The organism is Pseudomonas sp. NC02 (assembly GCF_002874965.1).
In the GTDB taxonomy this organism is placed as follows: Bacteria; Pseudomonadota; Gammaproteobacteria; order Pseudomonadales; family Pseudomonadaceae; genus Aquipseudomonas.
The window spans coordinates 2089467-2115997 of sequence record NZ_CP025624.1 but is presented as its reverse complement, the minus strand read 5'-3'; the positions used below and the strand labels follow the sequence as shown (position 1 = coordinate 2115997).

Here is a 26531-nt window from a genome sequence, read left to right as displayed (position 1 = left end):
AGGGCGCTCCGTGAAATCAGTTGAATCAAGTCAACCGTAATAACTTAAGGCGGCCAGTATACGCAGGCTAACCGACTAGTTCATCCTCGAAACCTTACCGGTAGACGTTGGTCCAACCGGCACCTTCCTCATGATGGCGCGATGATGCTGCGAGTTCTGCTTTTGACCCTCACTCTGTTTTCCAGCCTTGGCTTCGCCGCCTCCCCTGTCGTGCTGCAACGGCCCATCAGCCTGGACACCGGCAGTGGCGAGCTGTTTGGTTCGCTGTTGTTGCCCAAATCCGACAAGCCGGTGCCGGTGGTGCTGATCATCGCCGGCTCCGGGCCCACCGACCGCAACGGCAACAGCGCCGACGGCGCACGCAACGACAGCCTCAAGCGCCTGGCCTGGGTGCTGGCCAGGCACAACATCGCCAGCGTGCGCTACGACAAGCGCGGCGTGGCCGCCAGCCTTGCCGCCACCCCCGATGAACGCAACCTGACCCTGGATGCCTACGTGTCCGACGCCGTGGCCTGGGGCAAGTTGCTCAAGGCCGACCCACGCATGGGCCCGCTGATTGTGCTGGGCCACAGCGAAGGTGCACTGGTGGCCGCCCTCGCCGCCCCGCAGCTCAACCCGGCCGGGGTGATCTCCCTGTCGGGCAGTGCGCGCCCGGTGGACCAGGTGATCCGCCAGCAACTGGCCGACCATATGCCTCCAGCGCTGTTACTGCGCAGCAACCAGATTCTCGATCACCTCAAGGCCGGCCAGGTGGACGCCGATGTGCCCACACCCCTTGAGGGCATTTTCCGCCCCAGCGTGCAGCCCTATCTGATCAGCCTGTTCCGCGCCGACCCTTCGGCGGCCTTTGCCAAATTGACCATGCCGGCGCTGATCGTCCAGGGCACCAATGACCTGCAGGTCGGCGTGGCCGATGCGCAACAATTGCAGAAGGCCAAGCCCGACGCCGAGCTGACGGTGATCGAAGGCATGAACCACGTGATGCGCATCGTGCCCAACAACGTGAAGCAGCAACTGGAGTCCTATAACGACCCGCAGTTGCCGCTGGCGGCTGAACTGGGCACCCGCCTGGTTCGCTTTATCGACGGACTTCGCGCCAGTTAAGCGAGTATTGCCCTCCAGTCCTGAGCAAAACGGCCGATAAGCCATGGGTCGACAGCAAAAAGCCTGTCGGCCCGCAGAGCTTGGACAGGATCGCGCCGAATGACGAACACCGAAGCAACACCCGAACCTACCGCCGACACCACGGCTGACACCGAGGCCGCCGCATCGGCGGCGTTACCGTGGGCGGAGGTGCAGGCCGAACATTTCAAGATGCTGCGCCTGGCCCCTTTGGCCACCGACCGTGCCACGGGCGTGCGGCCCCTGCGCTTTGTGCAGTTTGGCTGGGCCGAACGCAACAACAAGGACCACAGCCTGCTGCGCATGGTCATTCAGTTGCCGGGCCAGCGGGTGCGCCGGGAACAGAACCATTTGGATATCTGGGTCGATCACGCGACCCATCGGGTGCACTTTGGCCCGGGCAACAGCCTGGAGATCGAGCCGGCTAACCGCGGCATCGGCCGTTTCCTGGTAGCCCAGGGCGCCGCCTGGGCGAAAAAGAAGTGGTCGCACTACCGCGTCGACGGCGTCGACCTGGCCAACAAGGACGCCCTCAACGAAGCCACGCGCCTGCGCCGGGATCACTTCCTGCGTATCCAGGGCTTTGATGTGGCGTACGCCGATGTCCAGCATTTGAAGGGCAACGTGCAGCCGGGCAAGGTGAGCGATGTGCTGGACAGCTGGAACACCGAAAAGCTGCAGTTCGTGGAGATTCTGGAAGCGGCGCAGATGCTGCAACAGGCCGAGCAGAACCTGGCGGAACAGGAAGTGAAACTGCGCAAGGAAGAGGAAAAAGTCACCAAGTTCAAGCGCGAAGACAGCGGGTTGCGCTTCACGATTACGTGCCTGGTGGCGTTTACCGTGTTTCAGGCGGGTTTGTTGATCTGGATTGCGACGCATCGATAATCCGGTTTATCAATTGAAACCGGATCAAAATGTGGGAGCGGGCTTGCTCGCGAATGCGGTGTGTCAGTCACCGGATATCTTGACTGAGCCACCGCATTCGCGAGCAAGCCCGCTCCCACACTGACCGCGTTACCCACTTGGAAGCGGTTAAACCCTGGCGGCGAACACCGCCTGATGCGCCCGGCACTGCTCGGCCGTCAACATGAACACGCCATGCCCGCCGCGCTGGAACTCCAGCCAGGCGAAGTCCACTTCGGGGTACAACGCCTCGACGTGAACCTGGCTGTTGCCCACTTCGACAATCAGCAAGCCCTTCTCAGTCAAGTGATCTGCCGCCTCGGCCAGCATCCGCCGAACCAGGTTCAAGCCGTCGTCACCGCAGGCAAGGCCCAGCTCCGGCTCGTGCTGGTATTCATCCGGCATGTCGGCAAAGTCTTCGGCGTCGACATACGGCGGGTTGGACACGATCAGGTCAAAACGCTGGCCCGGCAAACCATCAAAGCCGTCGCCCTGAACGGTATACACGCGCTCATCGACGCCATGGCGCTCGATGTTCTGGTTGGCCACCTCCAGCGCTTCGAAGGACAGGTCGCCCAGTACCACTTCGGCGTCCTGGAACTCGTAGGCGCAGGCAATACCGATGCAACCGGAACCGGTGCACAGGTCCAGAATGCGTGCCGGCGGTGTGCCCAGCCACGGTTCGAAGCGGTTTTCGATCAGTTCGCCAATCGGTGAGCGGGGAATCAATACACGCTCATCAACGATAAACGACATGCCGCAGAACCAGGCTTCCTTCAACAGGTAAGCGGTCGGCACACGCTCGTGGATACGGCGGTGCAGCAACCGTTGCACGTGGGAGATTTCCTCTTCTTCCAGGTTGCAATCCAGGTAACTGTCGGCAATTTCCCATGGCAGGTGCAAGGCGCCGAGCACCAGTTGCCGGGCTTCGTCCCAGGCATTATCGGTGCCATGGCCAAAAAACAGGTCTTCCCCATGGAAACGGCTGACGGCCCATCGGATGTGGTCGCGCAAGGTGCGCAGGCGGGAAGTGATCACGGGGGCAAGCTCCTGGAAAAAACGACCGGCGATTCTAACAGTCTTAAGCTGTACCGACGATGTACGAAAAAACCCTTTGCCGCACGTCGGATTTCATCTTAAACGTGGTTTTTGCCTAAACGTAGTGCCCTATTGACATCGCTGCACGCCAACAACGGCGTACCTTACGATGGTAGCGATTCACAGAAGCGCTCAGCCAGAGGACAATGTCACAAAAGCCCCACTCACAGGAGCCCCAGAATGTCCGTTCCAAAGACGATGTTTCAACTCAGCGGTCGTGGTTACGCAGCGGCGAACCTGAACCATGCGACCCTCGTGATCATCGACGCCCAGAAGGAATACCTCAGTGGTCCCCTCGCCCTCTCGGGCATGGACGCTGCTGTCGAAAATATCAAGCAACTGGCGGCTGCCGCGCGCAACGCCGGGCGCCCGATCGTGCATGTGCGCCACCTGGGCACTGTCGGCGGGTTGTTTGACCCTCAGGGCGAGCGCGGTGAGTTCATTCCTGGCCTTGAGCCACAGGCCGACGAAACCATCATCGGCAAGCTGCTGCCCAGCGCCTTCCACGGCACCGGCCTGGAGAAACACCTGCAAGACCTCGGTTCCCTGGACCTGATCGTCTGCGGCTTCATGAGCCACTCCAGCGTCAGCACCACGGTGCGTGCGGCAAAAAACCTGGGCTTTCGCTGCACCCTGGTGGAAGACGCCTGCGCCACCCGCGACCTGCCTTACAAGGGCGGCATCCTCAGCGCCGACCACGTGCAGCAGACTGAAATGGCCATCATGGCTGACAACTTCGCCACCCTCGCCTTGACCAAAGATCTGATCTGATCGACCTTCGATGAGCGGGTAGCCGCCCGCTCATCCGCAAATACCTGTCATTTGCTGCAATTGCCTCTGTACCCGGAACAACCTGTGTATCTTCCGGTCGAAGGGCCGATACCCTGGAGGAAAGGTCGGAATGAAGATATCCGATGGTTTTGATGCTCGTCGCTTGCGCCCCAAGGGCCCGAGCAACTGGCGTCTGCGCATCGGCGCCGGCTTTGCCGCGCTGTTGGCGATAGGTGGCGTACTACTGGCAATTGCTGGCGGCGCTGGTTTGGTTGGACACTCACCGGCCCTGGGCGAGCTGAATGCCAGCCCTGGCGGTTCTGCAATACTCTTGGTCATCGGCCTGCTGGTGCTGTGGTTCGGCGTATGGCTGTGGCGTCGTTGCCGTCGGCGCATGCGCCAACCGCTGTCACTGAACATCGCTTCGCACCTGATGAAAAAGCACGACTGATGGCGCACAGATAGCGTTTGTTGCGCATCAAGCCGCCGCGATTAGGTAAACTGCCCGCCCTTCGCGGAGGCTGACATGCAAGACGACGATTTTTCCCTATTCAAGAACGAGCTGCGCGGCGTCAAGCCGATCAAGCATGATCGCGCCGACACCGGCAAACCCAAGACCGATCGCGCCCAGATCGCCAAGCTGCGCCAGGCCGCGACCGTGCGCACGGACGCCACCACCGTGGACGGCCTGTCGGATCAATTCGTTATCGATGTAGGTCCCGAAGACGAGTTGATGTGGGCCCGCGACGGCGTGCAGGAAAGCCAGATGCGCAAGCTCAAGGTCGGCCAGATCCCGTTCGAGGGCAGTCTCGACCTGCACGGCATGACCGTCGAAAAAGCCCGCGAAACCCTCTGGGCGTTCCTCGCCGAAGCCACCAAATTCGAAATCCGCTGCGTGCGCGTCACCCACGGCAAGGCCGTGCGCCTGGACGGCAAGCGGCCGATGATCAAAAGCCACGTCAACACCTGGTTGCGCCAGCACTCCCAGGTGCTGGGTTTTACCTCATGCCAGCCACGTCACGGCGGCGCTGGCGCGGTGTATGTGATGCTCAAGCGCACCATGATGGAAGGCCGCGACGAGTAACAAGTGCCATCGTCAGGCTTGCAGCGATGTGTTGGCCGCCGTACCCTTGCCCTTTGCGAAAATCCCACTAGGTAGTTTCATGTCCCTGGAACAGAATTACACCGCGATTCTCGGCCAACTCGGCGAGGACGTTTCCCGCGAGGGCCTGCTCGACACGCCAAAACGTGCCGCCAAGGCCATGCAGTATCTCTGCCGCGGTTATGAACAGACCCTCGAAGAAGTCACCAACGGTGCCTTGTTCAGCTCTGACAACAGCGAAATGGTGCTGGTCAAGGACATCGAGTTGTACTCGCTGTGCGAACACCACCTGCTGCCGTTCATCGGCAAGGCTCACGTCGCGTATATCCCGAGCGGCAAAGTGCTGGGCCTGTCGAAGGTCGCGCGTATCGTCGATATGTATGCCCGCCGCCTGCAGATCCAGGAAAACCTCAGCCGCCAGATCGCCGATGCGGTCCAGCAGGTCACCGGCGCCCTGGGCGTTGCAGTGGTGATCGAGGCCAAGCACATGTGCATGATGATGCGCGGTGTGGAGAAGCAGAATTCGTCGATGATCACGTCGGTGATGCTGGGTGAGTTCCGCGAAAACGCGGCGACCCGCAGCGAGTTTCTCAGCCTGATCAAGTAATACGCGGCACCTGGAAAAACCGGCGTTCATCGCCGGTTTTTTTTCGCCTGTGAAAAATCAGGTAAGCTGCGCCCCCTTAAGTCTAGGGCAAGAGGTTTCAGCCATGTTCGCCAAAGCACTTCGAGTGGGCCTCGGCCACGTCATCATCGCCGGCGACTTCCTGACCCGTCCGCGCAAAAAGCAGCGCCCTGCCGAACAACAGGCGCAGGTGAACGCAGCGGCCAAGGACCTGACCCTGTATCAATTCCACGCCTGCCCGTTCTGCGTGAAGACCCGCCGCACCCTGCACCGCCTGAACGTGCCGGTGGCCTTGAAGGATGCGAAGAACAACGAGCAAGACCGCCAGACCCTGCTGGAGCAAGGCGGCAAGATCAAGGTGCCATGCCTGCGCATCGAAGAGAACGGCCAGACCACCTGGATGTACGACTCCAAGGTGATCATCGATTACCTCGACAAGCGGTTTGCGGCTGTCTGACAAACAGCGAGGATCCAGTGTGGGAGATTCTATGGTTGAGGGGCAACCCTCAACCAACCTTTGGTTGGTATTCGCTTTGTCCTTTTAGCAAGGCAAATACCACTCGAGCAAGCTTGCGGGCCAGCATTACCAGCACCTGAGTGGTGCTGTAACCCCGCGCCCGTTGCGCTTGATAAAACTCCTTCCATGCAGCCGTTCGGCTAGCTGCCATCGCTGCGTTGTGCAAAAGACGCCGAGCTTCTGAGTCGCCACGTTTGCTCAAGCTACGACGATTATCTTTCTGTCCTGACTTAGAAACGCGTAAATCCATGCCCAAGAAGGCGATGAAAGCGTCTGCGTTTCTAAAATCACCTCGTTGAAAGCTAGTAACCAAGCGGGCTCCAGTCAAAAAACCGATACCTTCAACTTTCAAGCAACGCTTTAGCTGATCCGACAGTCCAGCTTCTTTCAGGCGATCACCGATCATCTTTTCAATCAGGCCTTCTAGCTTTTGCATCGACTTCACCTGCTCGGTAAAAGAGGCCTTCAGTAACGGCTCATTCGCCCAGCTTTGAGTCAGGCTGACGCGTGCCTGGACCAGCGCCGCCCGGCGGCGGAAAAGACTCAAAAGCTGGCGATACAGAGGAGATGGCGGCGTCCAGGGACGAAGTTCATCGGCTTCGTTTTTTAAATAGCGAGCGAGCAATTTGGCATCCTGGGCGTCGGTTTTAGCCCGGATATTCACACCTTTACGATAATGGCTGAGCTCATATCCACCCACCATGTAGATCACGCAGCCAGCTTCATAGGCGAGATCAGCGAACTCCAAGTGATAGATGTTGGTAGCTTCAATCGCAACTGCCACGGTGCCCGGTAGGGCCTTCAGCCATTTTTTAATGGCGGTTTTGTTGTTCGGGATTACTTCCAGCAGATCGAGTTCGGCGTGGTAAATCACCAGCTCATTTTTAGCAACATCGACGCCAACGATCGGCTTTGAGACAGGAACTGGCATTGCCATGGGACTTCCTCCGGGCTATGGTTTTGAGCACTTGAAGGGCTCACCCAGAGGCGCAGGCTTGTTCCTATCGTCGGTCATAGCCAGATGCATTCTTTATCGGCGCTTGGGTGAAAGGAGGAGGGGCGAAATCTCCCACGGTCTGTACTGCGCCAACAGTCAGAATCGGGCTTTGTCCCTCCTCCTCCCTTCAAGTCCTAGCATACAAGCGGGCTTGCTCGCGAAGGCGGAGTATCAGCCACAGACGTAGTGGCTGATACTCCGCCTTCGCGAGCAAGCCCGCTCCCACATTAGTTTGGTATTGCCAATTCAAGATCCAGCAATGCTGAGCCCAGGCACTTGCCATGGGCGTCCAGCGCCAGCGACCGCGTCACCCCGCCTCGCAGGATCCCCGGCAACACGAAGTTCAGTGCCTGCACATTGGGCAGTTCATAACGCCGCACCGGTGCAGCTCCCGCCTCCAGCAACGGCGCAAAAAATGCCGCCACCACCTCAGCCGTCAATTGCTCGCAGAGCAGCGGATAGTCCTCGGCCCGATACGCGATGATCGAGATGTTCGAGGTGTCGCCCTTGTCTCCCGTTCGGGAGTGGGCCAGGGTGTGCAGCTTCATGCTTCGATCCTCGGGTTGACCGCGTGACGAGGCAGCAGCAACGATGCCACCGCCACCACCTGGCGCAGGCTCTTGCTGGCGCCACCGCCGCCGGAAGGGCCGTTGGTGTAGAGGGTTTCCACTTCATTGCCGACACGCACCGCCTCGCTGCGTTCTGCGCAGCGGGCGGCGATGCGCAGGCGCACTTCCCACGGTTCAACCGTGCTGCGCGGGCCGTGCAGGGAGTCGACGCCGATCAATTCGGCACGCACGTCCTGCATGCGCACGCCGGTCAACTCCAAGCGTTTCAGGACCACATCGCGAGCCAGTTGCGCACGAGCGACCGCGCCCGGGCCACCGTAGGAAATCTGCCCCTCACCGATCCAGCCGTCCAGATAACCGACGCTGACTTTCAACGCTTCGGGACGTGGCCGTCCGCTCGCGCCGTGGGCACGCACCCGGTCCACGGCTTCTTCGGTAAACGCCACCTGGGAAAAATCCGCGCACACGTCCGGTGTGAGGTAGGCCGCCGGGTCGTGCACTTCGTAGATCAATTGTTCGGTGCACGTGGCACGGCTGACCCGCCCACCGGAACCTGCGACCTTGGTGATCAAGGCCTCGCCGTCTGCGTCAATCTCGGCCAGTGGAAAGCCCAGGCGTGCCAGGTCGTCCACATCCTTGAAGCCCGGATCGGCAAAGTAGCCACCGCTGACCTGCCCCGCACATTCCAGTAAATGCCCCACCAGCGTGCCGCGCCCCAGCCGTTGCCAATCATCCGCAGCCCAGCCGAATTCGAACATCTGCGGCGCCAGGAACAGCGAAGGGTCTGCCACCCGGCCGGTGATCACCACGTCGGCCTCGGCGCGCAAGGCGTCGATAATGCCGTCGGCGCCCAAATAGGCGTTCGCGGAAATCAATCGCTCGCCCAACGAGCCAAGGGTCTGACCGTTGTCGAGCAACTGCTCCGGCTGGGCACGCAAGGTCTCAAGCACGTCATCGCCAACCACCGCCAGCACCTTGAGGTTAAGCCCCAGTTCACTGGCAATCCGCCGCACTTCAACCGCCGCCGCCACCGGATTGGCCGCGCCCATATTGGTGATTACCCGCAGGCGCCGGCGCCCGTCGGGCTGGCCGACAAAGGGCAGCACGCGGCGCATGCGCTCACTCAACAGCGGGTCGTAACCGCCTTGCGGATCGCTTATCCGCGCCTGTTGCGCCAGGGCGATGGTGCGTTCGGCCAGGCATTCGAAGACCAGGTAATCCAGGTCGCCCTGTTCGGCCAATTCCACCGCAGGTTCGATACGGTCGCCGGAGTAGCCGGCACCGGAACCGATGCGCAAGGTTTTCATTTCAAATCACTCCCAGGAGCAAAGCCGTCAGAGTCATCAACACCGACGCGGCAAACAGAAAGGGGATGGTGAAGCGCTGGTGATCGGCCAATTCGATCTTGCACAGGCCCACCAACAGGAAGGTCGCAGGCGTCAACGGGCTGACCGGAAAGCCGGTGGTGTGCACGCCCAGCAACGAGGCCTGGGCCACTTGCAGCGGGTCGACGCCCAAGGCCTTGCCGACTTCGGCGATCACCGGCATCACGCCGAAGTAGTAGGAATCCGGGTCAAACAGCATGCTCAGCGGCATAGACAGGAAGCCCACCACCGCCGGGATCAACTTGCCGTGGCCCGCCGGAATCTGCGCCACCGCCACTTCGGCGATGGCCTTGAGCATGCCGGTGCCTTGCATGATGCCGGTGAACACACCGGCGGCGAGCAGGATGCTGGCCATGGTCAGGGCGGTTTTTGCGTGGGCGTCGATCCGCGCGCGCTGGGCGTCGACGTTCGGGTAGTTGATGCACAGTGCCACCACGGTGCCGAGCATGAACATCACCACCGGGTCGACCCAACCGGCGATCATCACCACCATCACCAGTACCGTCAGGACCAGGTTGACCCAGAACAGCCGCGGGCGACGCAGGGCAATGTCATCGTCGCTGAGCACCCGTTGCGGCACGGCGTCCACGCTGGAACCAGCGCCCAGGCCCAGGCGTTTTTCTTCCCGGTGGCCCAGCCACCAGGCGCAGGCGAATACAAAGACCAGGCCGACGATCTGCACCGGGATCAGCGGCTGGAACAAGTCCGCCACCGGCACGTGCAGCGCCGCCGAGGAACGCAGTACCGGGCCGGTCCACGGCAGGAAGTTGACCCCGGCCGCCATCGCCGCCACACACGCGAGGATGCGTTTATCAATTCCCAGCCGCGTGTACAGCGGCAGCATCGCCGGCACCGTCACCAGGAAGGTCACCGCGCCGGAGCCGTCGAGGTGCACCAGCAGGGCCAGGGTCGCGGTACCGACGACGATCCTTGTAGGACGCGTCCCTACCGTGCGCAGGATGCGATCAATGATTGGATCCAGCATGCCGGCATCGGTCATGATCCCGAAGAACAGGATCGCAAACACAAACATCCCCACCACGGGGGCGACGTTCTTGATGCCGGTGATGATGAAGGCGCTGGTTTGCAGGCCGAAACCGCCCAGCAGCGCGGCGATGATCGGCAAGGCGATCAGGGCCACCAGTGGCGACAGGCGTTTGCTCATGACGGCAGTGAGCAGGCACAGGATGGTGATGACACCCAGGGTAGCGAGCATGGGGTAGCTCCAGAACGGCGTTTTCGGCCGGTTATTGTTTTCCCTGGAGTATTGGAATCGCGTTAGGCTTTGTAAATTGGAATATTCGGCACTCCACATTCGAAAAAACAAAACGCTCGAGCAAAATAAAAATGAAAAATTCGATCCAGCATATCCAGGCGTTTCTCGCCGTTGCCCGCACGGGCAGCTTTACCAAGGCCGCCAACGAACTGCATTTGTCGCCCTCGGCGCTGACCGTGCAGGTGCAACAACTGGAGGAATGGCTGGGCGTCGCGCTGCTCGACCGCAGCCCGCGCCACGTCAGCATCACCGCCGCCGGGCTGGATGCACGCGGGCCGATGGAGAAGCTGTTGCTGGACCTGGACAACATCGTCACCGGCTCCCGTGACCTGGCAGCGCTACGACGAGGCGTGGTGACCATCGCCGCCCTGCCCTCCGTGTGCGCCGGCGCGTTGCCTCCCGCCCTGCGCCTGTTTCGCGAGCGTTTTGCCGGGATCGAGGTGCGCTTGCATGACCTGGTTGCTCACCGCATTCATGCGCAAGTGCGTTCGGGCGAGGTGGATTTCGGTATTGGTGTGCGGGCGCGGCTGAGTCATGGACTGGCGTTTGTGCCGGTGCTGAATGATCGGTTATGTGCGTTCGTGCCGCTGGATCATCCGCTGACTCGTTTTGCAAAGTTGAGCCTGGAGCAACTGGCCGACCAGCCGATCATCCTCACCGGCCGCGACAGCAGCGTGCGGGAACAGGTGGACGCGTTGTTCGATGAAACACGCCTGACGATGCTCGCGGGGATGGAGGCCAACTACATGTCGACCGTGTTGGCGTTGGTGCGGCAGGGCTTGGGGATCAGTGTGTTGCCGGAATCGGCGGCGGACAGTCTGGAGGGGTTGAAGCGGATTACCATTGATCATCCGGGGGTGAACCGGGAGATCGGGTTGATCAGTCGCAGTGGACAGCCGTTGAGCCCGGCGGCGCAGCGCTGTTTTGAGTTGCTCAGTGAAGAATTACCCGGCGCACCGCAAAACTGAATGTGGGAGCGGGCTTGCTCGCGAAGGCGGTGTGTCAGCCAATGCATAGGTTGGTTGATCCACCGCTTTCGCGAGCAAGCCCGCTCCCACATTTTTGACCGCATTTCAGCCCAGCATCGGCACATGCTTGGGATGGCTGGCCACGCGCTTCAACCAGGCTTGCACGCCCGGATAGGCGCTCAGGTCAAAACCACCTTCATTCGCCACATGGGTGTAGGCATACAGCGCCACATCGGCAATCGAGAACTGGTCGCCCACCAGATACGGCGTCAACTGCAACTGGCGCTCCATCACCTTCAGGGCCTTGTATCCGCCCTTGTGCAGCTTCTTGTATTCCTCCAGGCGATCTTCCGGCAGCCCCAGGTAAAACTGGATAAACCGCGCCACCGCGATGTACGGCTCGTGGCTGTACTGCTCGAAAAACTGCCACTGCAGAACCTGGGTGCGCAGGCGCGGTTCGCTGGGCAGGAACTCGCTGCCGTCGGCCAGGAAGTTGAGAATCGCATTGGACTCCCACAGGCAGGTGCCGTCTTCCAGCTCCAGCACCGGGATCTTGCCGTTGGGGTTCTTGGCCAGGAACTCCGCGGTCTGGGTATCGCCCTTCAGGATGTCGACATCGATCCACTCATAGTCGATGCCCAACAGGCTGAGCATGAGTTTGACTTTGTAGCAGTTGCCCGATTTGTAATCGCCGTAGACCTTGTACATGGAGGCTCCCCTATGCCGCTTGCGCGTGCTGTGCTTGACGGACCACCGCAGCGAGACGCTTGAGACCTTCGTCCAAGCGCGCCGGGTCGATATGGCTGAAATTGAGCCGCAGGTGACCGTGATGATTGTCCGGCTCGGAAAAGAACGGTTCACCGGGCATGAACGCGATGTCCTGGTCGAGCGCAGGTGCCAACAAGGTGCGGGTATCGAGCGGCTGTTTCAAGGTCAGCCAGAAGAATAATCCGCCCTGGGGTATTTGCCAGTCGGCCAGGTCGCTGAAATGCCGCGCCAGTGCAGCCTGGAAAGCGTCGCGCCGGCCTCGGTAAAAGCTGCGCAACTCTACCAGGTGATGCTGGTATTTCTCGGTGCCGATCCATTGCATCGCCTGCCACTGGCCAACGCGGTTGGTGTGCAGGTCGGCTGACTGCTTGAGTTTGAGCAAGTGCGGGAACAGGTCCGGACTGGCGATCAGGTAGCCGACCCGCAGGCCGGGCAACAAGGTCTTGGATACGGTGCCGGTGTAGATCCAGCTGGCCTTTTTCAGCCGGCTGACGATGGGTTGTGCGCTGCCGCCGTCGAAGGTCAGTTCGCGGTAGGGTTCGTCTTCGATCAGGGTTACGCCAAACTCGTCCAGCAACGCGGCGACGGCCTCGCGCTTGGCATCGCTGTAGCGCACCGCCGAAGGGTTCTGGAACGTCGGGATCAGGTAGACGAAGGACGGGCGATGCTGCTCAAGGCTGCTGCGCAAGGCTCTGAGGTCCGGACCGTCCGCCTCAAGCTGTACGGTCAGGCAATCGGCGCCGAACAATTGGAAAATCTGCAATGCCGCAAGGTAAGTCGGGCCTTCCAGGAGGATTTTGGTGCCCTTGTCGATGTACAGCTTGGCCGCCAGGTCCAGGGTTTGCTGGGAGCCGCTGACCACCATGACCTGGCGCGCATCGCAGGCAATACCCAGCACCCGCGCCTCGGCCGCCAGCAATTCACGCAACTGTGGCTCGCCTTCGCTCATGCCGTATTGGCCGATATTCAGCGGCATGCCTTCCCAATCCAGCGTGGGCAGCATCACTTCGGCCGGCAGGCCACCGGCGAAGGACATCACCTGCGGCTTTTGCGCCGCCGCGAGGATTTCACGGATCAGGGAGCTTTTAAGACGCGAAACACGTTCTGAGAAGGCCATAAGGGTCACCGGTAGCAAAGCCTGGGGAAAATACGTCAAACTGCTTGACCGAAATTACGACGACTTGGGCAGATACGTCAATATGCTTGACCTTAAAAACCAGACCAGCCAGCAAACCGCCATGGAAGCCTTCTTCTTCGGCTACCAGGCGTTCACCGCCAAGGCTGACGAAATGCTGGAGCGCCGCGGCTTGAGCCGGGTGCATCAACGCATCGTGTTTTTTATCGCGCGCTACCCGGCCTTGAGCGTCAAGGAGCTGCTGGAACTGCTCGGCGTAAGCAAACAGGCGCTGAACATGCCGTTGCGCCAACTGCAGGAAATGCACCTGGTGGACAGCGTGGCGTCCGAGACCGACAAGCGTAAGCGCCTGCTGGAGTTGACCGAGGAAGGCCGGCGTTTCGAACAATCGCTGCGGCGCGAACAGGTAAAGCTGCTGCAACGGGCGTTTGCCGAGGCAGGCGAGACGGCGGTAGAAGGCTGGCTGGCGGTAAACAAGGCACTCAGTGGCCAATCCTGAATTGCCTTTCATCCCCTTTCGCACACAAAATAGAAAACATTATTTGCTTTATTTGTATACAAAAGCATAATTCGCTTCGTGCGAGTTCCTGACCTATTGGTCAACAAAACCCGCTGGTACCTCAAAGCGCTGCTGCCCACTCATGTGTCCGGCGCTGGAAATAACAATAAAACTCTTGAGGAGTACTTGCTGTGGAAAGCCGCAAATCCGAAGCCCCTACGCTCGACCTCTCGCCAACCCACAACGGTTGGCTGGAACGCCTGTTCAAACTCCGCTTGCATGGCACCACAGTGAAGACCGAGCTGATCGCTGGCCTCACGACCTTTATCACCATGGCCTACATCATCTTCGTCAACCCCAACATCATGGCCGACGCCGGCATCGATCACGGCGCGGCGTTTGTCGCCACCTGCATCGCCGCCGCGCTGGGTTGCCTGCTGATGGGCCTGTACGCCAACTGGCCAGTAGGCCTGGCGCCGGGCATGGGCCTGAACGCGTTTTTCACCTACACCGTGGTCGGGACCATGGGCTACAACTGGGAGACGGCACTGGGTGCGGTGTTTATCTCCGGTGTGTTGTTCATGATCCTGACGCTCTCACGCATTCGCGAGTGGCTGCTCAACAGCATTCCGGTGAGCCTGCGCCATGCCATGGGCGCCGGCGTCGGATTGTTTCTCGGGGTGATCGGCCTGAAAACCGCCGGCATCATCGTGCAAAGCCCGGCCACCCTGATCAAGCTCGGCTCCCTGCATGAACCCGCCCCATTGCTGGCGGCCATTTGCTTCCTGTTGATTGCGATCCTCAGCTACCACCGGGTATTCGGCGCGATCCTGATCAGCATCATCGCCGTGACCCTCGCCGGTTGGGGCCTGGGCCTGGTGGAGTACCACGGCATCCTGGCCACCCCGCCAAGCCTGGCGCCGACCTGGATGGCCATGGACGTGATGGGCGTGTTCAACGTCAGCATGATCAGCGTGGTGTTCGCCTTCCTGTTTGTGCACATGTTCGACACCGCCGGCACCCTGATGGGCGTGGCCCAGCGTGCAGGCCTGGTGAATGCCGACGGCAAGATCGAAAACCTCTCCCGCGCCCTGAAAGCCGACAGCGCCTCCAGCGTGTTCGGCGCCATGGTCGGCGTGCCGCCAGTCACCAGTTACGTGGAAAGCGCCGCCGGGGTTGCCGCTGGTGGCCGCACCGGGCTGACGGCGGTTACGGTTGGCGTGTTGTTTATCGCAGCGATGTTTTTTGCCCCGCTGGCTGGCATGATTCCGGCCTATGCCACCGCCGGCGCGTTGATCTATGTGGCGATGCTGATGATGAGCGGCATGGCCCATATCAATTGGGACGACGCCACCGACAGCATTCCGGCGATCGTCACGGCGATCATGATGCCCCTGACCTTCTCGGTGGCCGACGGCATCGCCCTGGGTTTCATCACCTACGTGGCGCTGAAGGCCGGCACGGGTAAACACAAGGAAATTTCCATCAGCCTGTGGGTGCTTTGCGCGATCTTCATCGCCAAGTTCGCGTTCCTGTAGGCCAACCCGCTTGACCCTGCCTCACCCCGTCGGGTGGGGCTTTTGTACGAATGGAGGAATGCAATGAGTCTGGAAACCTGGCTGCTGTTCAGCGGCGCTGCGCTGGTGGTGATCCTGATCCCCGGCCCCCTGTCCTTGCTGATGATCAGCAACAGCCTGAACTACGGCCTGCGCCGTTCGTACCCGGCCTTTCTCGGCGGGGTGATTGCTTCCATCTGCCTGCTGAGCGCCTCGGCGCTGGGTTTGGGTGCGTTGTTGCTGGCCTCGGAACAGCTGTTCAGTGCCCTGAAGATCGTCGGTGCGCTGTACCTGTTCTACCTCGCCTGGCAGAGCTGGCAGCAATCCCGGCAACCGGCCCACGTCGCCGACGTACCGCAAGTGGCCGCCACCCCGCGTTTTCGTGCGCTGTTTGGCCGGGCCTTTGTGCTGGGCGCCAGCAACCCGAAGGACATCCTGTTTTTCGCCGCCTTCCTGCCGCAATTCCTCAGTGCCCAGCAGGCCTTTTTGCCGCAGTTGCTGATCATGATCGCCACCTGGACCGTGCTCGACCTGCTGTGCAAACTGGCCTACGGCCTCGGCGCCCATGGCGCCGCGCGCTACCTGCGCAGCGGCAGGGGCCAGAGCTGGTTCAACCGGATCAGCGCGGGCTTGTTCACAGGCGCCGGCGCTGCGTCGCTATTGAGCCGCTGAAGATCCAGCCCCGATCGCACTGACGATCGGGGCCGCCTTTATGGTGCAATCAGCAGGCGAAAAAAAGCCCGCAGTGTGAGCGGGCGAAAAACCAACGAAGAGCTTTGGGGGTGTGAAGCGCGGTGACGACTCAGCTACCGCGATAGGTGGAGTAGCTGTAAGGCGAAATCAGCAAAGGCACGTGGTAGTGATCCTGTTCGGCGCTGATGCCGAAGCGCAGCACCACCACATCGAGAAATGCAGGTTCGGGCAGTTGCACACCGCGGGCGCGGTAGTAATCACCGGCGCTGAACTGCAACTGATAGACACCGCTGCGGTAGTCATCGCCTTGCAGCAGGGGTGCATCGCAGCGGCCGTCGCTGTTGGTCAGGGTGCTGGCGACCAGCTCAAGCTGTGCGCCCTCGACACGGTACAACTCAACCTTGATTGCGCTGCCAGGGCAGCCATGCGCGGCGTCCAATACGTGTGTGGTCAAACGTCCCATAGCGTCTGCGCGCCTCCCGAAGTCAGTAAAAAGTGAAAGACCGCACCTTTTCAGGTCACTGAAAAAGTCGGCGATGGCTGATTAAGACACTTTTCAAAAAAATTGTACACAATAAATTCAACAAGCCTGCGTTCCGTTGCTGACGCCGATACTGTAGGAGCGAGCTTGCTCGCGAAGATCGTTAACGATAACGCAGCGCTTCAGGGTTAACGAGGCGCTCTCAGGTTTTTCGCGAGCAAGCTCGCTCCTAAAGTGAATGAGGTTTTTTTCAATTTAGCTGACCAGTCAGGCAGGTTTCTTGCAGTGCTATTCTGCAAAGACCCTGCGGAAAAAATGCAGAAATACAGGCTTACAAAGTGCACACTAAGTTGTATACAATCAGTCATCGTTGTGACGCCACCCAGTCTTTCCGCTGCCCGGCCGCCACACACACCGCTACCACGAACAAGAAGGAAGACTGCAGTGAGCGCTGACTACCCACGCGACCTGATCGGTTACGGCAGTAACCCTCCTCACCCACACTGGCCGGGCAAGGCCCGTATCGCCCTGTCGTTCGTACTCAACTACGAAGAAGGTGGTGAGCGCAACATCCTGCACGGCGACAAAGAGTCGGAAGCCTTCCTGTCCGAGATGGTCTCGGCGCAACCGCTGCAAGGCGAGCGCAACATGAGCATGGAGTCGCTGTACGAATACGGCAGCCGTGCCGGCGTGTGGCGCATCCTCAAGTTGTTCAAGGAATTCGATATCCCGCTGACCATCTTCGCCGTGGCCATGGCCGCCCAGCGCCACCCGGATGTGATCCGCGCGATGGTCGCCGCCGGCCACGAGATCTGCAGCCACGGCTACCGCTGGATCGACTACCAATACATGGATGAGGCCCAGGAACGCGAGCACATGCTCGAAGCGATCCGCATCCTCACCGAACTCACCGGCGAGCGCCCACTGGGCTGGTACACCGGCCGCACCGGCCCCAACACCCGGCGGCTGGTAATGGAGGAAGGCGGTTTCCTCTATGACTGCGACACCTATGACGACGACCTGCCCTACTGGGAACCCAACAACCCGACCGGCAAGCCGCACCTGGTGATCCCCTACACCCTGGACACCAATGACATGCGCTTCACCCAGGTCCAGGGTTTCAACAAGGGCGACGACTTTTTCGAATACCTGAAAGACGCCTTCGACGTGCTGTATGCCGAAGGCGCGGACGCACCAAAAATGCTCTCCATCGGCTTGCACTGCCGCCTGATCGGCCGCCCGGCGCGCCTGGCCGCCCTCAAGCGGTTTATCGAATACGCCAAGGGCCATGATCAGGTGTGGTTCACCCGCCGCGTCGACATCGCCCGTCACTGGCATGACGTACACCCTTTCCAGGGAGCCGCCAAATGACCGCGTTCCAAACCCTGAAACCGTCGACCCTGAGCCGCGACGAATTCGTCAAAGCCTTCGCCGACATCTACGAACATTCGCCATGGGTGGCCGAAAAGGCCTTCGACCTGGGCCAGGACGCTTCGATCGACGAGATCGAAACCCTGCACCAGCGCATGAGCGACATCCTGTTGAGCGCCGATCACGCAAGCCAACTGGCCCTGATCAACGCTCACCCGGACCTGGCGGGCAAAGCGGCCGTCCAGGGCCAGTTGACCGAAGCCAGCACTAATGAACAGGCTGGCGCCGGTATTCACCAATGCTCGAGCGACGAGTTTTCGCGCTTCACCGAGCTGAACGATGGCTACAAGGCCAAGTTCAAGTTTCCCTTCATCATGGCGGTAAAAGGCAGCAACCGGCACCAGATCCTTGCCGCGTTTGAAACGCGCATTCACAACTCGGTGGAAGCCGAGTTCAAATGTGCGCTGGCCGAGATCAATAAAATCGCGTTGTTCCGATTACTGACCCTTTAGCAGACCTGGCCCGAGCGGTTCATGAACGCCCAGGGCCTGGCGAGCATCCCAAGCCACTTACTTTAAGGCAGACAAGAAGAATGAAAGCGCAACCCGTACCTTTCGAAAAGTTCGTCAACCTGGCCGACGCCCGCCTGGGCACCAAGATCATCTCTGTCACCGATGACTGGTTCGCCGACGCCAACCGTCTGTTCCAGCCGACCCCGGCCGTGTGGAAGGAGGGCGTTTTCGATGACAACGGCAAGTGGATGGACGGCTGGGAGTCGCGCCGCAAGCGCTTCGAAGGCTACGACAGCGCCGTGATCCGCCTGGGCGTACCGGGTTCGATCAAAGGCGTGGACATCGACACTTCATTCTTCACCGGCAACTTCCCGCCATCGGCGTCCCTGGAAGCCTGCTTCCTGGCGTCCGGCGAGCCGGATGACAACACCCAATGGGTTGAAGTGCTGTCGGCGGTGGAGCTGCAAGGCAACAGCCATCACTTCCACGAGATCAACAACGACCAGGCCTTCAGCCACCTGCGTTTCAACATCTACCCGGATGGTGGCGTGGCCCGTCTGCGTGTGTACGGCATTCCGTTCCGCGACTGGTCGGCGGTGGGCGACAACGAACAGGTGGACCTGGCTGCTGCATTGAACGGCGGCCGCGCACTGGCCTGCTCCGATGAACACTTCGGGCGCATGAGCAACATCCTCAACCCGGGCCGTGGCATCAACATGGGCGACGGCTGGGAAACCGCACGTCGTCGTACGCCGGGCAATGACTGGGTGATCGTCGCACTGGGCCACCCGGGCGAGATCGAGAAGATCGTGGTCGACACCCTGCACTTCAAGGGCAACTACCCGGACACTTGCTCGATCCAGGGCGCGTTCGTGAAGGGCGGCACCGACAGCCAGATCGAAACCCAATCGCTGTTCTGGCGCGAACTGCTGCCGGCGCAGAAACTGGAAATGCACGCTGAACACACGTTTGCCGAGCAGATCAAGGCGCTGGGCCCGATCACCCACATTCGTCTGAATGTGTTCCCGGATGGTGGTGTGAGCCGCCTGCGGGTTCTCGGTAAGGTCTCGAAGTAACACCCGATCGTTCCCACGCTCTGCGTGGGAATGCATACCGTGACGCTCTGCGTCACAAGAGCGGACGCAGAGCGTCCAGGGCGGCGTTCCCACGCAGAGCGTGGGAACGATCCATACACAAGATTAAGAAGACAGCCATGCGCACACTGATGATCGAACCCCTGACCAAAGAAGCCTTCGCCCCTTTCGGAGACGTTATCGAAACCGATGGCAGCGATCACTTCATGATCAACAACGGGTCGACCATGCGCTTTCATAAACTGGCGACGGTTGAAACCGCCACGCCAGAAGATAACGCGATCATCAGCATCTTCCGCGCCGACGCGCAGGACATGCCGCTGACCGTGTGCATGCTGGAACGACACCCGCTGGGCAGCCAGGCTTTCATCCCGCTGCTCGGCAACCCCTTTCTGATCGTGGTCGCGCCACTTGGCGATGAACCTGTATCGGGCTTGGTCCGCGCCTTCGTTACCAACGGCAGGCAGGGCATTAATTACCATCGCGGCGTCTGGCACCACCCGGTGCTGACGATCGAAAAGCGGGATGACTTCCTGGTGGTTGATCGCAGTGGCACAGGCAATAACTGCGATGAGCATTTTTTTAAAGAGGATGAGCGGTTGATCCTCGCCCCCCACCAATAAGAGAAGGTCTGATCACTCGACGACAGAGTGACAGGCGAGAGGTAAAGACTGTGGAAGCACATTTGATGGAATGGCTGAACCTGAGCGTGCGCTGGGTTCACATGATCACTGGCGTCGCCTGGATCGGCGCTTCGTTCTACTTCGTCTGGCTGGAAAACAACCTCAACCGCGTGAACCCCAAGGACGGCCTCGCCGGTGACTTGTGGGCGATCCACGGTGGCGGTATCTACCACCTGGAAAAATACAAACTGGCCCCACCGACCATGCCGGACAACCTGCACTGGTTCAAATGGGAAGCCTACTTCACCTGGATGTCCGGCATCGCGCTGCTGTGCGTGGTGTTCTACGCCAACCCGACCTTGTACCTGCTGGCCCCGGGCAGCAGCCTCAGCGGTCCGGAAGGTGTGTTGCTGGGCCTCGGCTCGCTGCTGGCCGGCTGGTTCATCTACTCCTTTCTCTGCGACTCGGCACTGGGCAAGCGCCCCGCCCTGCTCGGCCTGATCCTGTTCGTGCTGTTGATTGCCGCCGCGTACGGCTTCAGCAAGGTGTTCAGCGGTCGTGGTGCGTACCTGCATGTGGGCGCCGTGATCGGCACCATCATGGTGGGCAACGTGTTCCGCATCATCATGCCGGCCCAGCGTGCGCTGGTGGCGGCCATCGCCGAAAACCGCACGCCCGACCCGGCACTGCCGGCCAAGGGTTTGCTGCGTTCGCGGCACAACAACTACTTCACCTTGCCGGTGCTGTTCATCATGATCAGCAACCACTTCCCGAGCACCTACGGCAGCCAATACAACTGGCTGATCCTCGCAGGTATCGCGGTGGCGGCGGTGTTGGTGCGTCACTACTTCAACACCCGTCACAACAGCCAGAAATACGCCTGGACCTTGCCGGTGGGCGCACTGGCAATGATTTGCCTGGCCTACGTGACCGGCCCAAAACCGGTGGCGACTGCACCGGAAGTGGCCAAGGCACCAGCGGCCATCGAGTACCAGCCACTGCCGGAAACGGCGTTGGGTGGCGGGCTTAAACCGGCTGCTCCAGCGGCACCTGCACCGGCACCTGCCGAAGCAGCACCGGCCCAGGCCTCGATTGATTTTGACAAGGTCCACGGGGTGATCCAGGAGCGCTGCGCGGTGTGCCATTCGGCCAAGCCGACAAGCCCGCTGTTCAGCACCGCACCGGCCGGGGTGATGTTTGATACGCCGCAGCAGATCCAGCAAATGGCCCCGCGCATCCAGGCACAGGCCGTGGCCAGCCAGATCATGCCGCTGGGCAATATCACCCAGATGACCCAGCAGGAACGGGACTTGATTGGCACCTGGATCACTCAGGGGGCGCGTACCAACTGACTGATAAACGCAGGACTCATGTGGGAGCGGGCTTGCTCGCGAATGCGGTGTGTCATTCAACACTTCAGGTGACTGAACCACCGCGTTCGCGAGCAAGCCCGCTCCCACATGGGATCTGCGGTGTGCTTTGACGAATGAGTTCCACCCGGCAATTGAATGCCGAACAACACAACAATAAAAAGATCCGAGGTGTTGCATGTCCCAGCTAGAAACGCAGACTCCTGCCGCGCCCGCCATGGTGCGGCTGCCCCTCTTGCAACTGATTCTGGTAGGCCTGCAACACGTCTTGCTGATGTACGGTGGCGCCGTCGCCGTGCCTTTGATCATCGGCCAGGCCGCGGGCCTGAGCCGTGAAGAAATCGCCTTCCTGATCAACGCCGACCTGCTGGTGGCGGGCATCGCAACCATGGTCCAGTCCTTCGGTATCGGCCCGGTAGGCATTCGTATGCCGGTGATGATGGGCGCCAGTTTCGCCGCTGTCGGCAGCATGGTGGCCATGGCCGGCATGCCCGGCATCGGTCTGCAGGGGATCTTCGGTGCGACCATCGCCGCCGGTTTTTTCGGCATGGTGATCGCGCCGTTCATGTCCAAGGTCGTGCGCTTCTTTCCACCGCTGGTGACCGGTACCGTGATCACCGCCATTGGTCTTTCGCTGTTTCCCGTCGCGGTCAATTGGGCCGGCGGTGGCGCAGCGGCGTCCACGTTTGGCTCACCGATTTACCTGGCGATTGCCGCGCTGGTGCTGGCCACCATCCTGCTGATCAACCGTTTCATGCGCGGCTTCTGGGTGAATATCTCGGTGCTGATCGGCATGGCCCTCGGCTACGGGCTGTGCGGGATGATCGGCATGGTCGACCTCAGCGGCCTGGCGCGCGCCCCGTGGGTGCAAGTGGTGACGCCACTGCATTTCGGCATGCCCAAGTTCGAGTTGGCGCCGATCCTGTCGATGTGCCTGGTGGTGGTGATCATCTTCGTCGAGTCCACCGGGATGTTCCTCGCCCTGGGCAAGATCACCGGCCAGGAAGTCACGCCGAAAATGCTCCGCCGTGGCCTGTTGTGTGACGCCGGCGCATCGTTTTTTGCCGGGTTCTTCAACACCTTCACCCACTCCTCGTTCGCGCAGAACATCGGCCTGGTGCAGATGACCGGCGTGCGTTGCCGTTCGGTGACGATCGTGGCCGGCGCGTTCCTGATTGTGCTGAGCCTGCTGCCCAAGGCCGCCTTTTTGGTAGCGTCGATTCCACCCGCAGTGCTGGGCGGCGCGGCGATTGCCATGTTCGGCATGGTGGCAGCCACCGGGATCAAGATCCTCCAGGAAGCCGACATTGCCGACCGTCGTAACCAGTTGCTGGTGGCGGTGAGTATCGGCATGGGATTGATCCCGGTGGTACGTCCCGAATTCTTTGCACAGCTGCCGCTATGGATGAGCCCGATCACTCACAGCGGCATCGCCATGGCCACGATCAGCGCGCTGTCGCTGAACCTGTTATTCAACATCCTGGGTGGCGCCGAACGCGCTGCCCCAAGCGCTCACGCACACCCACATTGATTCCTGCGTCACAACAAAAACAATAACGATCAGGGAACACACCATGTACGCCATTCACCCGGGGCCGGCCACGCGCCGTGCCCCATTCTCGCCCCGCGCGCTCTTTAACGGCGCACTTGAGCACAGGCCTGGGAGTCAGTATTCTCGGCGCCCGCTCAAATCGACTCAAAAAAAAACAGCGAATGTAAAAGCTGACTGCAAGGCCAACTTATCCCGGCCCCACGTCCGCAGCCAACGTGTGCAAAATCTCTCCGAATTCGACTGTGTTCATCACAGCCGACGGGGATTTTTTGGCTTTTTAAACACCTTGGCGCAGCTCTTGCTAAAAGCATCAAAGCTGACCGAACAGACGATTTTTGCGGCAAGCCAAAAGACGCCACACCAGAGCGTCCGCTTAGAAAAAAAACCAGAAACCTTTACCTCGGGAGCAACCGAATGAAACGTACCGTGAACAGCCTGATGCTGGCAGGATCCCTGCTGGCCGGGGGCCAGGCCATGGCCGGTGATCTGCTGCAGTGGCAGAACAACAGCCTGACTTATCTGTGGGGCAAGAACTTCACTGTTAACCCGCAGATCCAGCAAACCGTGACCTTCGAACACGCCGACGCGTGGAAGTACGGCGACAACTTCTTCTTCCTCGACCGCATCTTTTACAACGGCAAGGAAGACGGCAATGTCGGCCCAAGTACTTACTACGGCGAGTTCAGCCCACGCTTGTCGTTCGGCAAGATTTTCGACAAGGACTTGTCGTTCGGTCCGATCAAGGACGTGTTGCTGGCGTTCACTTACGAGTTCGGCGAAGGCGACAACGAGTCGTACTTGCTCGGCCCGGGCTTCGACCTGGCAATCCCTGGTTTCGACTACTTCCAGCTGAACTTCTACCAGCGCCAGACCGAAGGCAATCGCCCGGGTGACGGCGTATGGCAGATCACACCGGTGTGGTCGTACACGATCCCGGTGGGCAACTCCAATGTGCTGATCGACGGCTTTATGGACTGGGTCGTGGATAACGACAAGAACGCCCGTGGCACTTACCACGCCAACCTGCACTTCAACCCGCAGATCAAATATGACCTGGGCAAGGCGTTGCATTGGGGCGAGAAGCAGTTGTATGTCGGTATCGAATACGACTACTGGAAGAACAAGTACGGGATCCAGGACAGCGGCGCGTTCGAGACCAACCAGGACACTGCGAGCCTGTTGGTGAAGTACCACTTCTAACCACACCGCCTATCCCCTGTGGAATCGGGTTTATGTGGGAGCGGGCTTGCTCGCGAATGCGGTGGGTCAGTCAATACATCTGGCGACTGACACACCGCATTCGCGAGCAAGCCCGCTCCCACACAAGCCCGCTCCCACATTCAGTCCGGTGTCAGGCCCAGGAACCGCTGCAACTCTTCGCGCTTGGCCAGCGCATCCCGCCTTCCCAGCTCGATCAATTCGCTGCAATACCCCGCCTCGAACAGCAGGTAGCTGAGCACACCCGCGCCACTGGTTTTGGTCGCCCCCGGCCCGCGCAGAAACAGGCGCAATGCCGCCGGCAATTCCTGGCGGTGACGTGCCGCGATTTCGTCGATTGGCTGACTGGGAGCGATCACCAATACTTCCACTGGCGCCAAACCTTGTATCGCCGCGTTGGCCGGCAACACGTGGCTGAACTGGTTCAGGCGCTCGAGCAATTCGATATCGCTTTCCAGGCTGTCGATGAACGTACTGTTGAGCATGTGCCCGCCGATCTGCGCCAACGTCGGCTCCTGGCCGGTGAAGGTGCGCGCCGGGTTCGATGGATCGTTGCCGCGCGGGTTGCCACTGACCCCCACCACCAGCACGCGGCTGGCGCCCAGGTGCAACGCAGGACTGATCGGCGCCGACTGGCGCACCGCCCCGTCACCAAAATATTCCTGGTCGAGTTTGACCGGCGCAAACAGCAACGGAATCGCCGAGCTGGCCAGCAAGTGTTCAACGGTCAATTGGGTGGGAATGCCGATGCGCCGATGCCGCAACCAGGCATCGATGGTGCCGCCGCCCTGATAGAAGGTCACGGCTTGCCCGGACTCGTATCCGAACGCGGTCACCGCCACAGCATGAAGGTGTTTCTCGCGGATCGACTGCGCGATGCCTTCCAGGTGCAGTTTGTCGCGCAACAAGTCCCGCAGCGGCGAACTGTTGAGCAGCGCCACTGGCACCTGCGCCCCCATCCCCAGCAGGCTGTGGACAAGGAATCGACTGGCCTGGCTGATCACCCCGGGCCAGTCGCTGCGCAGCACCAGGTGGCTGCGAAAGCCCTGCCAGAAGGCGGTCAGGCGCTGGATGGCGGCGGTAAAGTCCATGGCGCCACTGGCCAGGCTCACCGCATTGATCGCCCCGGCCGAGGTGCCGACGATCACCGGAAACGGATTGGCCGCGCCCGGCGGCAACAGCTCGGCTATCGCCGCCAGTACCCCCACCTGATAGGCGGCCCGCGCCCCGCCGCCGGAAAGAATCAAGCCTGTGACCGGTTCAGCTGGGCGCATTGCATCACTCCATGGTGCTTGGGGACTTCAGATCAACGGCGGCGTTTTTCATACAGTTTAGGTTCACCTGGCGGCCGGCTCTTGAAGCGGCGGTGCGTCCACAGGTATTGCTCGGGGCATTCGCGCACGGAGGCTTCGACCCACTGGTTGATGCGCAGGCAATCGATCTCGTCGGTTTCACCGGGGAAGTCGGTCAGCGGCGGATGGATCACCAGGCGATAACCGCTGCCGTCGGCCAGGCGTTCCTGGGTGAACGGCACCACCAGAGCCTTGCCCAGGCGGGCGAACTTGCTGGTGGCGGTCACGGTGGCGGCCTGAATGCCGAACAATGGCACGAAGATACTTTGCTTGGCGCCGTAGTCCTGGTCCGGTGCGTACCAAATCGCACGACCGGCCCGCAGCAGCTTGAGCATGCCGCGCACGTCTTCGCGCTCTACGGCCAGGGAGTCGAGGTTGTGCCGCTCGCGGCCACGGCGCTGGACGAAATCGAACAAGGGGTTGCCGTGCTCGCGGTACATGCCGTCGATGGTGTGCTTCTGCCCGAGCAAGGCGGCGCCGATTTCCAGGGTGGTGAAATGCAGGGCCATGAGGATCACGCCCTTGCCTTCCAGTTGCGCCTGCTTGAGGTGCTCCAGCCCTTCGACATGGGCCAGGCGCGCCAGGCGCGGCTTGGACCACCACCAGCTCATGGCCATCTCGAAGAACGCGATGCCGGTGGAGGCAAAGTTTTCCTTGAGCAAATGTTTACGCTCTTTAGCGGACTTTTCCGGGAAGCACAGTTCCAGGTTTCGTGCGGCGATACGTCGACGTTCACCGGCCACCCGGTACATTCCCGCCCCCAAGGCACGGCCAATCCCCAGTAAAGCCCGGTACGGCAACTGCACAATCAGCCACAGCAAACCCAGCCCCAGCCATAACAGCCAGAAGCGCGGATGAAAAAATACAGCTCGAAAACGCGGGCGATCCATTCAAGATTCCGGTAAAGACAACGGCCGCGCATTCTACAACGGTTCGACCCGGCTTGCGGCTAGCGGATGTTCTCGTTATAAGTC

Annotated in this window: 29 protein-coding genes; 19 read left to right on the top strand and 10 right to left on the bottom strand. The window is 60.7% G+C overall.

Annotated elements, in window-relative coordinates; all coding sequences use genetic code 11:
• Positions 1-141: 141 nt before the first annotated feature.
• Together C0058_RS09915 and C0058_RS09910 are read left to right on the top strand one after the other, a co-directional pair.
• A complete protein-coding gene (locus tag C0058_RS09915) occupies positions 142-1104 on the top strand; it encodes an alpha/beta hydrolase (protein WP_003213124.1) in 963 nt (320 codons plus the stop codon).
• A gap of 99 nt (positions 1105-1203) precedes the next feature.
• Positions 1204-2007: a hypothetical protein gene (locus C0058_RS09910; RefSeq protein ID WP_003213127.1), complete on the top strand. Its 804-nt coding sequence runs from the start codon at positions 1204-1206 to the stop codon at positions 2005-2007.
• A gap of 147 nt (positions 2008-2154) precedes the next feature.
• Here the strand turns inward: C0058_RS09910 and prmB are convergent, their stop codons facing one another.
• Positions 2155-3063 (bottom strand): 50S ribosomal protein L3 N(5)-glutamine methyltransferase, encoded by a 909-nt coding sequence (gene prmB / locus C0058_RS09900; RefSeq protein ID WP_003213129.1) that lies wholly within the window; start codon positions 3061-3063, stop codon positions 2155-2157.
• Positions 3064-3303: 240 nt separating this feature from the next.
• Between prmB and C0058_RS09895 the strand changes: the two genes are divergently transcribed.
• From C0058_RS09895 to C0058_RS09875, 5 genes are all read left to right on the top strand, one after another.
• On the top strand, positions 3304-3894 hold the full coding sequence (locus C0058_RS09895; protein ID WP_008433198.1) for a cysteine hydrolase family protein: 591 nt from the start codon (positions 3304-3306) through the stop codon (positions 3892-3894).
• A 130-nt stretch (positions 3895-4024) separates the two neighbouring features.
• Complete coding sequence (locus tag C0058_RS09890; RefSeq protein WP_003213133.1) at positions 4025-4345, top strand: hypothetical protein; 321 nt, start codon at positions 4025-4027, stop codon at positions 4343-4345.
• Positions 4346-4420: 75 nt separating this feature from the next.
• A complete protein-coding gene (locus tag C0058_RS09885; RefSeq protein ID WP_003213135.1) occupies positions 4421-4978 on the top strand; it encodes a Smr/MutS family protein in 558 nt (185 codons plus the stop codon).
• 79 nt (positions 4979-5057) lie between these two features.
• Positions 5058-5603 carry a GTP cyclohydrolase I FolE gene (gene folE, locus C0058_RS09880; protein ID WP_003204506.1) on the top strand — a complete coding sequence of 182 codons (546 nt, stop codon included), beginning with the start codon at positions 5058-5060 and terminating at the stop codon, positions 5601-5603.
• Positions 5604-5706: 103 nt separating this feature from the next.
• Entirely contained in the window at positions 5707-6078 is a 372-nt protein-coding gene (locus C0058_RS09875; RefSeq protein WP_102368458.1) for a glutathione S-transferase N-terminal domain-containing protein, read from the top strand.
• 49 nt (positions 6079-6127) lie between these two features.
• On the opposite strand, the gene C0058_RS09870 is transcribed toward C0058_RS09875, so the two are convergent.
• From C0058_RS09870 to C0058_RS09855, 4 genes are all read right to left on the bottom strand, one after another.
• Positions 6128-7069 (bottom strand): IS110 family transposase, encoded by a 942-nt coding sequence (locus tag C0058_RS09870; RefSeq protein WP_371316509.1) that lies wholly within the window; start codon positions 7067-7069, stop codon positions 6128-6130.
• A 293-nt stretch (positions 7070-7362) separates the two neighbouring features.
• Complete coding sequence (locus C0058_RS09865; RefSeq protein WP_087694789.1) at positions 7363-7683, bottom strand: hypothetical protein; 321 nt, start codon at positions 7681-7683, stop codon at positions 7363-7365.
• Entirely contained in the window at positions 7680-9011 is a 1332-nt protein-coding gene (locus tag C0058_RS09860) for an acyclic terpene utilization AtuA family protein (protein WP_102368457.1), read from the bottom strand. The genes C0058_RS09865 and C0058_RS09860 overlap by 4 nt, the downstream gene beginning before the upstream one ends.
• A 1-nt stretch (position 9012) precedes the next feature.
• Positions 9013-10305 (bottom strand): CitMHS family transporter, encoded by a 1293-nt coding sequence (locus C0058_RS09855; RefSeq protein WP_003213142.1) that lies wholly within the window; start codon positions 10303-10305, stop codon positions 9013-9015.
• A gap of 131 nt (positions 10306-10436) precedes the next feature.
• Between C0058_RS09855 and C0058_RS09850 the strand changes: the two genes are divergently transcribed.
• On the top strand, positions 10437-11333 hold the full coding sequence (locus C0058_RS09850) for a LysR family transcriptional regulator (RefSeq protein ID WP_003213144.1): 897 nt from the start codon (positions 10437-10439) through the stop codon (positions 11331-11333).
• Between the two features lie 105 nt (positions 11334-11438).
• Here the strand turns inward: C0058_RS09850 and C0058_RS09845 are convergent, their stop codons facing one another.
• Positions 11439-12041: a glutathione S-transferase family protein gene (locus tag C0058_RS09845; protein WP_102368456.1), complete on the bottom strand. Its 603-nt coding sequence runs from the start codon at positions 12039-12041 to the stop codon at positions 11439-11441.
• Between the two features lie 10 nt (positions 12042-12051).
• A complete protein-coding gene (locus tag C0058_RS09840) occupies positions 12052-13218 on the bottom strand; it encodes a PLP-dependent aminotransferase family protein (RefSeq protein WP_003212839.1) in 1167 nt (388 codons plus the stop codon).
• 82 nt (positions 13219-13300) lie between these two features.
• Between C0058_RS09840 and C0058_RS09835 the strand changes: the two genes are divergently transcribed.
• The 3 genes from C0058_RS09835 (at position 13301) to C0058_RS09825 (ending at position 15963) form a co-directional block, all read left to right on the top strand.
• A complete protein-coding gene (locus C0058_RS09835) occupies positions 13301-13735 on the top strand; it encodes a MarR family winged helix-turn-helix transcriptional regulator (protein WP_003212841.1) in 435 nt (144 codons plus the stop codon).
• 191 nt (positions 13736-13926) lie between these two features.
• On the top strand, positions 13927-15273 hold the full coding sequence (locus C0058_RS09830) for an NCS2 family permease (protein ID WP_003212843.1): 1347 nt from the start codon (positions 13927-13929) through the stop codon (positions 15271-15273).
• A 63-nt stretch (positions 15274-15336) separates the two neighbouring features.
• Complete coding sequence (locus C0058_RS09825) at positions 15337-15963, top strand: LysE family translocator (protein ID WP_008432192.1); 627 nt, start codon at positions 15337-15339, stop codon at positions 15961-15963.
• 130 nt (positions 15964-16093) lie between these two features.
• Here C0058_RS09825 and uraH read toward each other — a convergent pair whose 3' ends face one another.
• Positions 16094-16447 (bottom strand): hydroxyisourate hydrolase, encoded by a 354-nt coding sequence (uraH, locus tag C0058_RS09820; RefSeq protein WP_003209117.1) that lies wholly within the window; start codon positions 16445-16447, stop codon positions 16094-16096.
• 462 nt (positions 16448-16909) lie between these two features.
• On the opposite strand from uraH, the gene puuE reads away from it, so the two are divergent.
• The 8 genes from puuE (at position 16910) to C0058_RS09780 (ending at position 24187) form a co-directional block, all read left to right on the top strand.
• Positions 16910-17836, top strand: coding sequence for an allantoinase PuuE (puuE, locus tag C0058_RS09810; RefSeq protein WP_008432189.1), 927 nt, complete (start codon positions 16910-16912; stop codon positions 17834-17836).
• On the top strand, positions 17833-18348 hold the full coding sequence (gene uraD, locus C0058_RS09805) for a 2-oxo-4-hydroxy-4-carboxy-5-ureidoimidazoline decarboxylase (RefSeq protein WP_102368455.1): 516 nt from the start codon (positions 17833-17835) through the stop codon (positions 18346-18348). The genes puuE and uraD overlap by 4 nt, the downstream gene beginning before the upstream one ends.
• Before the next feature lie 80 nt (positions 18349-18428).
• Positions 18429-19424: an allantoicase gene (gene alc, locus C0058_RS09800; protein ID WP_003209112.1), complete on the top strand. Its 996-nt coding sequence runs from the start codon at positions 18429-18431 to the stop codon at positions 19422-19424.
• 137 nt (positions 19425-19561) lie between these two features.
• Complete coding sequence (locus C0058_RS09795) at positions 19562-20065, top strand: ureidoglycolate lyase (protein ID WP_003209110.1); 504 nt, start codon at positions 19562-19564, stop codon at positions 20063-20065.
• Between the two features lie 50 nt (positions 20066-20115).
• Entirely contained in the window at positions 20116-21417 is a 1302-nt protein-coding gene (locus tag C0058_RS09790) for a urate hydroxylase PuuD (protein WP_008432185.1), read from the top strand.
• A gap of 196 nt (positions 21418-21613) precedes the next feature.
• On the top strand, positions 21614-22966 hold the full coding sequence (locus C0058_RS09785) for a nucleobase:cation symporter-2 family protein (RefSeq protein WP_087694784.1): 1353 nt from the start codon (positions 21614-21616) through the stop codon (positions 22964-22966).
• Positions 22967-23009: 43 nt separating this feature from the next.
• A complete protein-coding gene (locus C0058_RS32595; protein ID WP_158660277.1) occupies positions 23010-23405 on the top strand; it encodes a hypothetical protein in 396 nt (131 codons plus the stop codon).
• Complete coding sequence (locus tag C0058_RS09780) at positions 23402-24187, top strand: outer membrane protein OmpK (RefSeq protein WP_003209104.1); 786 nt, start codon at positions 23402-23404, stop codon at positions 24185-24187. Before C0058_RS32595 ends, C0058_RS09780 begins: the two co-directional genes overlap by 4 nt.
• A 140-nt stretch (positions 24188-24327) precedes the next feature.
• Here C0058_RS09780 and C0058_RS09775 read toward each other — a convergent pair whose 3' ends face one another.
• Together C0058_RS09775 and C0058_RS09770 are read right to left on the bottom strand one after the other, a co-directional pair.
• A complete protein-coding gene (locus C0058_RS09775; RefSeq protein WP_102368454.1) occupies positions 24328-25479 on the bottom strand; it encodes a patatin-like phospholipase family protein in 1152 nt (383 codons plus the stop codon).
• Between the two features lie 32 nt (positions 25480-25511).
• Positions 25512-26447 carry a lipid A biosynthesis lauroyl acyltransferase gene (locus C0058_RS09770; protein WP_003209101.1) on the bottom strand — a complete coding sequence of 312 codons (936 nt, stop codon included), beginning with the start codon at positions 26445-26447 and terminating at the stop codon, positions 25512-25514.
• Between the last annotated feature and the right edge of the window lie 84 nt (positions 26448-26531).